This window comes from Nostoc sp. (genome assembly GCF_036919595.1).
Classification (GTDB): Bacteria; Cyanobacteriota; Cyanobacteriia; order Cyanobacteriales; family Nostocaceae; genus Nostoc.
Genome location: NZ_JBALCO010000179.1, coordinates 1 through 13853, shown reverse-complemented (window position 1 = coordinate 13853; position 13853 = coordinate 1). Strand labels below are relative to the sequence as shown.

Here is a 13853-nt window from a genome sequence, read left to right as displayed (position 1 = left end):
AAAATATATTTATTAGATAAATAATAGAATCATCATTTACCAGATAAAAAAATTGCTTCAATTATTAATATAACAAATGATTACATTATCTAATTACAAAATTATAGAATTAATTTATGAAGGAACCAAAACTACTGTTTATCGAGCCAGTAGAAATAAAGATAGTAAACTAGTAGTTATTAAAATTTTAAAAACAGAATACCCTGAACTAAAACATATAGCGGCATTAAAACATGAATATGAACTGCTCAAAAATTTAGATATTACAGGAGTTATTAAAGCTCATAGTCTAGAAAAATACAACAATGGTTTTGCCATTGTGTTAGAAAATTTTGATGGCACTTCCCTCTCCAAAATTATCCAGACAGAAAAAATAGAGTTACTTAATTTTTTAAATATAGGCATTCAAATTACCCAAGCTTTAGGTGAATTACACCAAAACTATATTATTCATAAAGATATTAAACCACAGAATATTATTGTTAATTTAGAAACTCATCAAGTTAAAATTATTGATTTTTCTATCTCATCACTGCTTTCTCAAGAAAAACCCAAACTCAGTAATCCTGATTTGCTTGAAGGAACTCTAGCCTATATGTCTCCACAGCAAACAGGAAGAATGAACCGAACAGTTGATTACCGTACAGACTTCTATTCGTTGGGTGTAACTTTTTATGAAATGCTCACAGGTCAGTTACCGTTTCAAGTAATTGATCCAATGGAGTTAATTCATTGTCATATTGCTAAACAACCTACAACAGTAGATCAGTTAATCCCAGAAATCCCTCAAGTAATTTCTGCAATTATTATGAAATTACTAAGCAAAACTGCTGAGGAAAGATATCAAAGTGCTTTTGGGATTAAAGCTGATCTAGAAAACTGTCTCAATCAGATAGAGCAAACTAATTATATAATCGAATTTTCCATTGGTCAGCAGGATCAATCTAGTCAACTACAAATTCCCGAAAAGTTGTATGGACGAGAAGCAGAAATAGATATCTTAATGACTGCTTTTGAAAAAATTAATCAAGGAAATAAAGAATTAATATTAGTTGCAGGTTATTCAGGAATTGGTAAATCAGCATTAGTGAATGAAATCCATAAACCTGTTATTAAAAACAGAGGCTATTTTATTGCTGGTAAATTTGAGCAATTTCAGCGCAATATTCCTTATGCTTCCCTGATTCAAGCATTTCAAGAGTTAATGCAGCAATTACTGACAGAAAGTGAAGCGCAACTAGCAACTTGGAAAGTAAAACTTTTAGAGGCTCTAGTTCCAAATGCTCAAATTATTATTGATGTTATTCCTGAACTAGAATTCATTATCGGTAAACAAGCAGAAGTACCACAACTAGCTTCAGCAGAAGCACAAAATCGCTTTAACTTAGTTTTTCAAAAGTTTATCAATTTGTTTGCTCAAAAAGAGCATCCATTAGTTGTATTTTTAGATGATTTACAATGGGCAGATTTAGCTTCATTAAAATTAATTCAGTTATTAGCTACAGATACTGACATTCAATATTTATTGATAATCGGAGCTTATCGAGATAATGAAGTTGATATTAGTCATCCTTTAATGTTAGTTTTGCAGGAAATTGAAAAAAATAGCAGATCTGTCAAGATTATTCATTGTCAAAATCTAAAAGTTACTGATGTTTGTCAATTAGTTAGCGACACACTAAAATCTAGTTTAGAAAATTCTAAAGAATTAGCAAAATTAATTTTCAATAAAACTGCTGGGAATCCGTTTTTTATCAATCAACTAATCAAATTTATTCATCAAGAAAATCTACTTTTTTTTAACTTTCTTACTTCTCAATGGCAATGGAATATTCAGCATATTCAAAGCTTAGAAATTACTGATAATGTTGTTGAATTAATGATATGTAAAATTCAAAAACTCAAAAACACTACACAAAATATTTTAAAAATAGCTGCCTGTATTGGCAATCGATTTAATTTAAATATACTCTCTTGTGTTAACGAAAAATCTGATAATGACACAGCATTAGATATTTGGGAAGCACTACAAGCTGGTTTAGTTATACCTTTAAGTGATAGCTATAAACTACCACAGCTATTAGATAATGTTGATATTTTTGTAATTGATTATAAATTTCTTCATGATCGTGTGCAACAAGCAGCTTATGCGTTGATACCCGATGAGCAGAAAAAGGAGATTCACTTAAATATTGGTAGGCTGCTATTAAAAAATATTGACGAAAGTTTACTTGAAGAAAAAATCTTCGATATTGTTAACCAATTAAATATTAGCACTGAACTAATTAATTCTCCAAAAGAAGTATATAAATTAGCTGAATTAAATCTTATTGCTGGACATAAAGCTAAAGATTCTGCTGCTTACGAATCTGCTGTAAAGTTTTTTAGAAAAGGTCTAAGCTTACTTGCAGTCGATTGTTGGAAAAATCATTATGAATTAACTCTTAACCTTCATGTAGAAACTATAGAGGCAGAATATTTAAATACAAATTTTGAACTGGCAGAAGCATTATTTTACACTGTTATAAGTAATAGCAAAAGTATTCTTGATGCTGTTAAAGTATATGAGAAAAAGATTCAGTTTTATGTAGCTCAAAGTCGAATGCGAGAAGCATTAGATTTAGATTTGCAAGTGTTAGAGATACTAGGAGTTTCATTGTCTCAAACTCCACCAGCAGAGCTAACAATTGAAGAATTAGTCAATCTGCCAGAAATGACTGATGCTCATAAGCTAGCTGCAATGAGGATACTAATGACAGCCATGCCTCCTGCTTATTTAGCAGATCCTGCACTTTTACCACTAATTGCTTTTACGATGGTTCATTTATGTGTGCAGTATGGCAATTCATCTTTTGCAGCTTATGCCTATGGTTTTTATGGGCTAATTTTATGTGGGCCTCTTAAGGATATTGAATCAGGATATCGTTTTGGGAAATTATCTTTACACATTTTAGAGCAATTCAATGCTAGAGAAATTAAATCTAAAGTTTACGCCTTATTTAATATTTTTGTTAGACATTGGAGAGAACATATTCAAGTAACTATAGAACCTTTACAAGATGGTGTTCAAAGTGGTTTAGATACAGGGGATATTGAGTATGTGGGTTATAATGGCTTATTAGTTTGTTGGCATCCTTTCTGGGTTGGAGAAAATTTAGATATTCTGGAAAAAAGATTAGAACAATATATTAATTTAGCACACAAAATACAGCAAGAACATTTTACTGTTTGTTTGCTTATCTTAAAACAGATGGTAATTGAACTAGTTCAAGGACAGGAAAATAAATCTTACTTAGAAGGTGAGAGTTTTAATGAATCAGTAATGCAGAGAATGGCAGGAAATATTACAGCCATCTTTTATGCTTATCTTACCAAAAACATTTTAAGTTATTTCTTTAAAGATTATGGTCAGTCTGTTAAAAATGCTCAATTAGCACAACAGTATGAAGTTGCAGCTAGTGGAACTGCTTATCTACCTCAATACAAGTTTTATTATTCTCTAGCATTGTTGGCTCTGTGTTTAAATACTACTTTCCAAACAGATATAAAAACTGTTATGGATAAAGTGGAAGAAAATCAAAAACAATTAAAAGAATGGGCGGCTCACGCACCTGTAAATAATCAGCACAAATATGAACTAGTAGAAGCAGAAAAAGCACGACTATTAGGACAAGTATTAGTAGCGATGGAACACTATGATTGTGCAATTAAAGGCGCTCATAATTCTGGATATATTCATGAAGAGGCGCTAGCTTATGAATGTGCGGCAGAATTTTATCTCAGTCTAGGAAGAAATGAATTTGCTTCCTTATACATGACAAAGGCACATTATGGTTATCGTCGTTGGGGAGCAGGTGCTAAATTTAAGGATTTGGAATTAAAATACCCAGAATTAATTGCTAAAAATTCCACTCATTCTCAACTAGGGTTTACAAGTAATACTATTACTATTTCTACTATCAATGAAAAGTCAAATGGACTAGATGTTATCACAGTTATTAAAGCATCACAAGCTTTATCAGAAATAATTTTATTAGAAAACTTGCTCGAGAAATTAATGGAAATTGTGATTGAGAATGCTGGCGCTCAGACTGGTATTTTACTTCTAAATAAAGAAGGAAGGTTATTTATTGAAGCTCAAGCAAGTGTAGAGCAACATGATTTAACTGTTGGTCAATCAATTCCATTAGAAAATAATCAGCAATTACCTATATCTGTAATTAATTATGTCACAAGAACCCAAAAAGATGTCATATTATATGATGCCATTAATGAAGGAAGTTTTACGATAGATCCGTATATTATTGATCATAAAATCAAATCAATAATGTGTACTTTTATTGTTAATTAAGGCAAAATAATTGGTTTACTTTATTTAGAAAATAATTTAACAGTAGGAGCATTTACTCAGGATAGAATACGAATATTAAAGATCCTGTTTTCACAAGCAGCTATTTCTTTAGAGAATGCCCAACTATACGCTAACTTAGAAGATAAGATAGAGGAAAGAACTAGGGAATTAAATGAAAAAAATGTGCGATTAAAACAAACACTGCACGAATTAAAACTAACTCAAAGCCAGCTTATTCAGACAGAAAAAATGTCCAGTCTTGGGCAAATGATTGCTGGTATTGCTCATGAAATTAATAACCCTGTAAGTTTTATTCATGGCAACCTAAATTACATTGAAAAATACACACAAAATTTACTTAATTTAATTAATATATATCAAAACTTCTATCCCGATGTTGTACCAGAAATTGAAGACCTTTTAGAGAAGAGTGATGTTGATTTTATTAAAGAAGATATGCCTAAAACTTTATCTTCTATGAGAATTGGGACGCAACGCATTGAGGAAATTGTGCTGACATTGCGTAATTTCTCTCGGTTAGATGAGGCTGAGATGAAACCTGTTAACATTCATGAGGGAATTGAGAGTACTTTATTCATTTTGCAAAACCGTCTTCAAGTCAAACCAGGTAAGCCTGCAATTGAAATTATCAAAAATTACAGTAATTTGCCAAAAGTTGAATGTTATGCTGGGCAACTAAATCAGGTATTTATGAATATTCTGAATAATGCGATTGATGCTTTGGAAAAGTTAAATAAGGAAAAAAAAGCAGAGGATATTAAGAGTAATTCTAGCGCGATCGCTATTTGTACCCAAGTAGTCAATGCTGATTTAATCGTGATTTCCATTAAGGATAATGGGGTAGGTATGAGTGATAGTGTTAGACAAAAAATATTTGATCCTTTTTTCACTACTAAACCTGTAGGACAAGGTACTGGTTTAGGATTATCAATCACTTATCAAATCGTAGTAGACAAACATCACGGTACAATAGAGTGCATTTCTACGCCTGGACAGGGCGCAGAGTTTATCATTCAAATTCCCTGTTGGCAAAAGCGGGTAATCTAACATAAGATGTGTCAACCAAAAACCTATGTACAGATTAATATTTCCAGGTTATGACCATTTGGATCGTAAAAATAAAAACCATGCTCTCCTTTCTGGGTTAATAGACACTTGATAAATTGCGTAGTGCACACTCGGTTCAATACAATCCTACAGAAAACAATTTACCAACTTGCGCCAAATCTACATTTCCACCGCTAATGATCACACCAATCCTCGCCTCTGGTGCTGTTACCACACCTTCGAGTAAGGCTGCTGCTGCAAGTACTCCAGTGGGTTCAATTACAATTTTCAGACGTTCCCACAAGAAGAACATGGTGCGAAGAATCGCTTCTTCAGATACCGTCACCATATCATCGACGTAATGCAGCACTAAGGGGAAAGTAATTTGACCAAGGCTAGGAGTCCGGGCACCATCAGCAATGGTATTAGTATTGTTGACAGTTTGCAGCGTTTTGGTGTGAAAAGAGCGGGTAGCATCGTCGGCAAGTGCTGGTTCTACCCCGATTACTTTACAATTGGGTAACAATGCTTTGGCTGCGATCGCACAACCGGAAAGTAATCCGCCACCGCCACAACAAACTAATAGTAAGTCCAATTGACCAACTTCTTGGATCAGTTCTAAAGCAGTTGTCCCCTGTCCGGCGACTACATGGGGATGATCGTAAGGGGGAATGAGTGTCAAAGAGCGCTCCTGTGCTAGATTTTGGGCTAATTCTTCCCGGTTTGTTTCTTGGCGATTGTACAAAATTACCTCTGCACCATAGCCACGAGTACCAGTTTGCTTAACAGCGGGAGCATCGTCAGGCATGACAATGGTGGTGGGAATATTTAGTAATTGTCCAGCTAAGGCGATCGCTTGGGCATGATTTCCCGATGAATAGGTGAGAACGCCTGTTTGTTTTTGTGCTACCGATAGTTGGGCTAGGGCATTGTACGCCCCTCTAAATTTAAATGCCCCGGTGCGTTGAAAGTTTTCGCACTTAAAGAACACTTGACTATTGGTGCGATCGTTAACAATTCTAGAAGTCAGCACAGGCGTGCGGTGGGCAATCCCCAAAATCCGCTCTTGTGCTGCTTGCACGTCAGTTATAGCAACGGAATTATGCTGTGGCATTGATGACGATATGAAATATTCTTGCTCTTGTTTATATAGATACAGATTTTTATATTTGCGCTTAATATGCTGGATTGAAACATACTTATTTCAGGTGGATAGCATCATTGTTTGTCACCATAAAAATAGCTATAGTAAATATTATATATTGCTGTAGCTACTTTTATAAAAGTTAAATTAATTAATTCCAATTAGTCATTTTTGTAACATGAATAAAACATCTGAAAGTCTGCTAAAAAAAACTGCTTTAATTACAGGAGCGGCTAGTGGGATCGGCTATCAATTAACCCAGATTTTTGCTCGTCATAGTTATAATCTGGTGTTAGTGGATAAGAATGAAGAAAAACTTCATGAAATTGTAGATGAATTTCCGCAAAAGTTTGGCATTTTTGTGAAAATTTTTGCCAAGGATTTATCTATCCCAACATCCCCAGAAGAAATTTTCACAGAACTACAACAAGCATCCATCAAAATTGATATGCTGATTAACAATGCTGGTTTTAGTACTTATGGAGCATTTAACGAAACAGACCTCACCATTGAACTGAAAATGCTACAGCTAAATATAGGGAGTCTGACTCATTTAACTAAGTTATTTCTCAAGGATATGATCGAGCAAAACTATGGAAAAATATTAAACGTGGCCTCATCCGCTGCTTTTCAACCAGGGCCTTTAATGGCAGTTTATTTCGCTACTAAAGCCTATGTCTTATCATTTTCAGAAGCGATCGCTAATGAATTAGAAGGCACAGGTGTCAGCGTGACTGTTCTTTGTCCAGGGCCACCAGCATCGGAATTTAAACAAATAGCTGGAATGGAAGATTCAAAGATTGCTCACATTAAGAGAATGATGGAGACGGAAACCGTTGCTAAGATTGGTTATCGCGGCTTAATGACAAATAAAACTGTTGTCGTTCCTGGGATGAGAAATAAGATATTGACTGAGAGCGTAAGATTTACACCCAGAAATTTAGTAACAAAGGTCGTGAGAAGTATGCAGGAACTCAAAAAAAATAGGTAGCATAATATCCTATACTATTTTCGGCGTTGCAGGGGAGGCAGTGCGTTGCGCGGGTTCCCCACGTTGTAGCAACTGCCGTGAGGCAGGGAGGAATTTTGGAAGTTGTTAAATCAGTCCCGCTTTCTTTGCAACCGCCCTATTTTCAAGTAAATCGCCGCAGTCCCTTTCCTCAACGCAACGAAGCAGAATAAGGAAGTGGCCAACGGCATCCACTGAAAACCATAGGGGTCAACCGTTCAACACACCTGCCACAACTGCATTACTGAAGGTTTTTGTTATCAAGCCCACAGTAGATATATGCCATAAGACAGCTGCTTTTTGGATATATATATGCTTTTAACGTTAGGCAGAAGTACCTGGTGCATAAAAATAAGTTAAAAACTATAGATAAAAAGTTTTGCGACTTACGTATAAACGTTTGTATGTTCAGGTAGTGGTATATGAATAACTATGTTGAACAGGAACGCCTATAAAAAAATCTGCAATCTCTAGTGGAGTCTTCAGAATAAACTAAAAAAGCGGGTTTTTAGAAGTTAGTAGTACTAAGTATATTTTCATAAATTACTTTATATGTTTTGGCATTTATTTCATTTATTTCATTTATTGCCTACAATTTGTTTTAATAACTATTTAAGTATAGCTATTATTTATTACTATCTTTTGGATGCCTAATTTCCTCACTATAGTAAGATTTACATTCCCTATCTTAACTGTTATTATATTTATGAAATAGAAATTTTATCTGACGTAATGAGGTAAGTAATGGCGATTAAATTAAAAGTTCCGGATATCAAAGGTGATGAGTGTGCCAAGAAAATAACTAAATCTATTTTGACTATGGAATCTGATGCCAAAGTAGATGTGGACGTTAATGCAAAAACTGTAACTGTAGACGCTGCGGCTTCTGAAGAGACAATTAAACAGATAGTTCAATCTGCTGGTTATACAATAGAAGGCTATTAATTACATTTCTAAATTTCTGAGAAGATTTAGATCAAGTAATTTAGCCAGTACTATTGGTTATACCAATTCTTTGTGAAACTCCACAAAATCAGGCTTGGTAAGACAAGGGGCTTAAGCCCCTTGTTCTATGCAACCTCATAGATAATTGGTATTAGTCATATATTCGCCCGGTTTCCGGGTGGAATATTATTAATTACTCTACTTCGGACAGGCTTGAAATACTTGGCTCTCTGCCTGAGTTATAAGCTGTAACAGATACAGCTAAAGACAGTAACATTTTGAAAGTATAGCTGTATATTTGTTTGCTCTGACAAAACTGTTAAATTTTCCAGTACTCCTTTTCAAGAACGAATTAACATGGGGTCATAAATTTGACATTCCTGAACCCCATAATTGCCCAGAATCAAGCTAACCTGCTCAAGCTCATTGTCTGTACCACTAACGATGAGTATGTAATTGCCTTGAGCAATTTGCTCGTTGTAAAAGCGTGCCCACTCATCTCCTATTCCTAGCCTGATAGCGTCAAAGCGCTCACTTAAATTAACATCTATTGACCCAATCAATTGAGAAAAATCTTTCCTAATTAAGGAAATCTGGTTTGCTGGAAAACCTGCGACATACATATCATTAATTGCCGCTTCAGCATTATCTATATTATCAAAGTAACTAATAGCATACTTAGTCAAAATCCCACTTTTATTAGGAATAGTAGTAGCAGTTGTTGTGGTCAGATAATTTGTAGGTAATTGCTCATTGCTGAAATGCTCGTAAATGCCAAACTCTTCAATACCCCAACGCTGTAGAATTGCTTCTACTGTAGCAATTTCCAAAGATGTACAATCCACGATTATTAAATAATGTCCATACTCTACTCGCTGGTTATATGCTCTTGCTTGTTCTTCCGATATTCCCCAACCAACTAATGCACCAGCAAAAGTTCCAGTAGCAGCACCAATACTTGCGCCAACAAGGGTTGTAACCAAAGCAGTTGCGGCTGCCCCAGCCAGCATTATTGGCCCAACTCCAGGAATTGCTAAAGTACCAAGACCTACTAATAAACCAGTCAACCCACCAACAGCGCCCCCTGAAAGCCCTCCTACTGTTGCACCTTCGTCGGCTTTATCACCAGTGCGCTCTTTAATTTGATCATCGGCAATCTCATGATTGCGGTCTACATTCTGTACAACTACAGATACTTTTTCCATCGCCAAGCCAGAATCTCTCAACTCATGTAGTGCCTGTTCTGCATCTCGACGATGAGTAAATACGCCTACAGCACGTTGATATTGACTTAAAACCATTATTACTCCTTGATAGCAGGGGAAAATTAATTCCGCACAAATCTAGTTTTTCATTACCTGTAATCTTAAATCAATACCTTTGACACAAACTGCTAAAACATCAGTTTCTCCTGCCATGCTTGGCAACTTTTACCCCTGCTGCTGCGGCAACAAAAGCAACAGTAGTAGAAATATTAAAAGTTAAAGCGCCATTAGCTCCGTTAACGAGTACTTTGATACTGGTGAATGAGTCTTTTAGCTCCGTTAACGAGTCTTTGATACTCGTGAATGAGTCTTTTAGCTCCGTTAATGAGTCTTTGAACTCCGTCATCAAGTATAAAAGCTTCATTAAAACAGGTGAAAAGGTGAAAGTGCTGAAAGCAGAAATACAGCAATTTTAAGGTATTTAGGCCACGACTGAGATGGGGAGCGGGGAGGGTGAAGTAGTGTACAACAATAACAGCCTTCTTTAAACAAATAGTTGCGTAAACTCATATATTAAATCCACCCTGCCCTTACGTAACATGGCTGGATCTAATCTTTCAGTAGTGTTACAAGTCATCAAAACAACTAACCGTTGCTGCATCTGAATACCAGACTCATCAATTACACTCTGATACAAAGTGCCATCTAGTAAACTCAGAATGTGTTCGGTTTTATTATTGTATTGCGCTACCTCAGAAGCACGATTTTGCGCTAGATTATCAGCTTCGTTAATAACGATACAAATACGCTCTATGTAAGTTGGTGGGACAAAGTTAGCGATCGCATCATGATCTAAAATAAAAATTACATATCCTAAAGGTACAAGAATTTCTTTTGCTACTGCCTGTGTCCAGACTGTTTTACCTGTACCTGGTTGCCCATGTACAACAACCGCTAACTGGTTTTGATTAAGAATCGCCTGCTGTACAGAATCAGTAAAGTTTTGGATATCTGCGGGAAATGTGCGAATGGGAAATTGACTATGAACTTTGCCTACACGACTTTGATATCCACTCAGCATAACTGCTAGGTCGTAAGTCGCTTTGTTAATTAGTGGCGCCAGATTTTTCGCCATTAAAGTATATTGTCGTCGTCCGCGATCATAGGGGTCAATTTGCAACCAAACGTCATCCTTTGACCAGTAAGCATAAACAGTATTGATAACGTCTAAGCGTTCCCAGTTCACAAATTTATCTATAGGAAAATAAAAATCTCTTTCTGAATAATACTGAGTAATAATGTCGGGATTACCCAACACATGTAATACTCGCAGTACAGTAATTTCTTGCAAGCGGTTAAGAACATAATCAATGGGAATGCTACTACGACTGACAAATTGGACGATGGGCGTTTCCGTACTTAAAATATCTTTGTAGCGATGATCTGGTGATTGAGGATCTGGGGTAATGTAATTCCAAAACTTTTCAACTTCGTAGCGGGTATTATCAGATACAATATTTAATAAATTAGCCCACCAAGCATAATTATTTCGTCCCAAAATATCAGCAACATTACTCGCTAAATTCAAGCTTTTTTGAGTTAATTCGCGGGAGTCACTGTACAACAGTTGCCACAAAAACTCCCAGTCTAATTCTCGGTTAAACGGTCGCCAACCGCTAGCAAGCAAGCTTTGCCGGGTATTATTTGCAGGAGTGCCTTCATTGCTTCTAAAATAGTCAAAATCCATATTTGTCAGTTATGCAGCGCTAATCGAGTTATTTTGGGTGAAGTATGATATTTTGAAAAAGTTTTTTTGTAATATTAACTAATTGCGTACAAATGGTAATTTTATTTCCACTGTCCTGTACTGGGTAAGAAGTCTTTTTAATCTAACTCATTCTTTATGTATTATATTATAATACATAAAGAATACCTATGTCAACTTTTTTGAAAAAGCAATTGGTAAGTGGAAATTTACTTTTAGCTATTGATGTACCTATGCCATTTATGCATCTCTAGATGAGGACTAATATCATGCCCGTGGAATTATTTATAATATAAAGCACGTAGCCTCATTTTTGCCTGACGCCAAAGTTATTCTTACGTGAATTCGACGGCTCATATAGTGTCCATCTAATTAGCTTAATTAAAAGACCTCTAAGAGATTTTACTACGTAAAACCGTTCCTCTGGGAGTCCCAGAGGCAGAGATTTGAACTTTAGTTCAAGGCAGGGAGAGGTTAGTCGAACTCACGTTAAACTTTAGCTAGGCAGGGTATAAAGAAAAATCTGGCAGATAATCTACATGGAATCATGTAGCCGTTCTTGAAGCCAATCAAATATCCCTAGTACCGAAAGGCGGAAGTCAAAAGTCAAAAGAAATACAGCATAAACGTCTCGTTGATTTGAAATGGGTTGTTTATTTCTGCCGCGCTGTACTAATAGGTTAAGCTGACAATACATTGATTATCCTCTCACGAGAGTAATAGAATGTCGTTAATCAAGTCGAGTATTTGCCATTAATTTCTATATAACCCTCTGAAAGATCGCAACCCCATACAGTTGCAGAAGCTTCGCCAATATTAAGGTTAACATGAATATCTACTTTATCTTTGGACATAATTTGCCGCAACTGTTCCAGATTTTGATTAGTTAAACTATTAGGATAAACTTTCACCTTATCAAAACTGATAATAACTCGTTCTGGATTTATCTGCTGTTCATTTTCACATTTGCCTATAGCCATAGCAACTCGTCCCCAATTCGGATCTGCTCCATAGACGGCAGTTTTTACTAATGGTGAATTCACAATTGCTTTAGCTACTGTTTTAGCTTGTGCATAATTAATCGCCGAATCTACAGTCACCTCAATAATCTTGGTAGCACCTTCTGCATCTCGGGCAATTTTCAGCACCAATTCTTGTGCAACTTCTTGCAATGCACTTGCAAAATCTGGTTCTGAAACTTCACCGACTATTCCATTAGCTAAAATCACGGCGGAGTCACTAGTAGAAGTGTCAGTATCTACACTCAGACAGTTAAAGGTTTTATCTATAGTAGAGCGAAAAATAGAACGAAGGCTATTTGCAGAAATTGCAGCATCAGTAAAAAAGAAAGTTAGGAGGGTAGCCATATTAGGCTCAATCATGCCGACACCTTTGGCAATTCCTACCAGCTTGGCATTTCCTATTTGCCGTGTAGCTAATTTCGCTACTGTATCAGTGGTCATAATACCACGGGCTGCGGCATGAAAATCAGCAGCAGTCAATTTTTTCCCCAATCCTAATAAACCTGATCGGATTTTTTCAATCGGGTAACGTCTGCCAATTACACCTGTAGAAGCTATCACAATATTATGTTCAGCAATTCCAGTTTCAGTTGCAACCAATTGCAAAACCTCTTGGGCGTCAGCGATACCAGCAGAACCATTAGCTACATTTGCATTCTTAGATATAACGACAATTCCTTGTGCTTGTGAATCTTTTAAGTTATCGCGGCTAATAGTAACACTTGGGCCAGCGAAAAGACTTTGAGTGAAGACTCCATCAGCAACACAAGGAACTGATGATTTAATAAATACAAAATCATCAGTTGTATCTCGGATTCCCAAATTAGTGATAAATGCACTAAAACCCTGAGGTGTGGAAGATATAGTCAATGACATTTTTTGGAATTTAATAATTTGCTTTAATTATCACATTTTTGTGTAACAGTGAAAATTTCCAATAATTAATAATTATGAATTGTCTGGTAATTTATTTTATAATTAAATTCAGCATCTCTTGTTTTATTGCAGTTGTTCGCCTAATTTATGTACTATAAATAAACCTAATTTACAACTACCTTGATTCCAGATATCTGCATTGGGGAGGCGATAAAATTCTCAAATATTCAGGGTAACTATGTTCCCGAAATATCTGCTGAATTACTGGTAGCAATAATAGTTTTTGCGGGCGCTTCCGAGGAATTGTGACGGAGAGTTAGGACAATTTTATCACCCACAGGTGTGTATTTACAGCCATTATTGAGCAATTCTACTAAGCTCGACTTTATCCATTTTTCCCTATGGGTCATCACAAATGTAGGCGATCGCTAAAAGATGTGAGTTTTGCTGCATACATAGCATTTAAAT

At 35.7% G+C, this 13853-nt stretch carries 9 protein-coding genes and 1 pseudogene; 4 read left to right on the top strand and 6 right to left on the bottom strand.

Annotation, left to right across the window (positions count from 1 at the left end; genetic code table 11):
- Positions 1 to 76: 76 nt before the first annotated feature.
- Positions 77 to 4351: an ATP-binding protein gene (locus V7K21_RS27655; protein WP_335178893.1), complete on the top strand. Its 4275-nt coding sequence runs from the start codon at positions 77 to 79 to the stop codon at positions 4349 to 4351.
- Between the two features lie 183 nt (positions 4352 to 4534).
- Positions 4535 to 5419 (top strand): sensor histidine kinase, encoded by an 885-nt coding sequence (locus tag V7K21_RS27650; RefSeq protein ID WP_335178891.1) that lies wholly within the window; start codon positions 4535 to 4537, stop codon positions 5417 to 5419.
- Positions 5420 to 5555: 136 nt separating this feature from the next.
- Here the strand turns inward: V7K21_RS27650 and V7K21_RS27645 are convergent, their stop codons facing one another.
- Positions 5556 to 6533 (bottom strand): threo-3-hydroxy-L-aspartate ammonia-lyase, encoded by a 978-nt coding sequence (locus V7K21_RS27645; protein WP_335178889.1) that lies wholly within the window; start codon positions 6531 to 6533, stop codon positions 5556 to 5558.
- 208 nt (positions 6534 to 6741) lie between these two features.
- Here V7K21_RS27645 and V7K21_RS27640 point away from each other — a divergent pair, with 208 nt between their 5' ends.
- Positions 6742 to 7554: an SDR family NAD(P)-dependent oxidoreductase gene (locus tag V7K21_RS27640; RefSeq protein ID WP_335178887.1), complete on the top strand. Its 813-nt coding sequence runs from the start codon at positions 6742 to 6744 to the stop codon at positions 7552 to 7554.
- Positions 7555 to 8316: 762 nt separating this feature from the next.
- Positions 8317 to 8517: a heavy-metal-associated domain-containing protein gene (locus tag V7K21_RS27635; protein WP_298916998.1), complete on the top strand. Its 201-nt coding sequence runs from the start codon at positions 8317 to 8319 to the stop codon at positions 8515 to 8517.
- A 341-nt stretch (positions 8518 to 8858) separates the two neighbouring features.
- Here the strand turns inward: V7K21_RS27635 and V7K21_RS27630 are convergent, their stop codons facing one another.
- The 5 genes and pseudogenes from V7K21_RS27630 to V7K21_RS27610 all read right to left on the bottom strand — a co-directional run bounded on the left by V7K21_RS27630 (position 8859) and on the right by V7K21_RS27610 (position 13798).
- Positions 8859 to 9818: a general stress protein gene (locus tag V7K21_RS27630; RefSeq protein WP_335178885.1), complete on the bottom strand. Its 960-nt coding sequence runs from the start codon at positions 9816 to 9818 to the stop codon at positions 8859 to 8861.
- 103 nt (positions 9819 to 9921) lie between these two features.
- A pseudogene (locus V7K21_RS27625) lies at positions 9922 to 10017 on the bottom strand (hypothetical protein); the annotation flags it as partial.
- 249 nt (positions 10018 to 10266) lie between these two features.
- Positions 10267 to 11469 carry an AAA family ATPase gene (locus V7K21_RS27620; RefSeq protein ID WP_335178883.1) on the bottom strand — a complete coding sequence of 401 codons (1203 nt, stop codon included), beginning with the start codon at positions 11467 to 11469 and terminating at the stop codon, positions 10267 to 10269.
- Positions 11470 to 12221: 752 nt separating this feature from the next.
- Positions 12222 to 13385, bottom strand: a complete 1164-nt coding sequence (gene argJ, locus V7K21_RS27615; protein ID WP_335178881.1) for a bifunctional glutamate N-acetyltransferase/amino-acid acetyltransferase ArgJ — start codon at positions 13383 to 13385, stop codon at positions 12222 to 12224.
- A 236-nt stretch (positions 13386 to 13621) separates the two neighbouring features.
- Positions 13622 to 13798: a hypothetical protein gene (locus tag V7K21_RS27610; RefSeq protein ID WP_335178879.1), complete on the bottom strand. Its 177-nt coding sequence runs from the start codon at positions 13796 to 13798 to the stop codon at positions 13622 to 13624.
- Between the last annotated feature and the right edge of the window lie 55 nt (positions 13799 to 13853).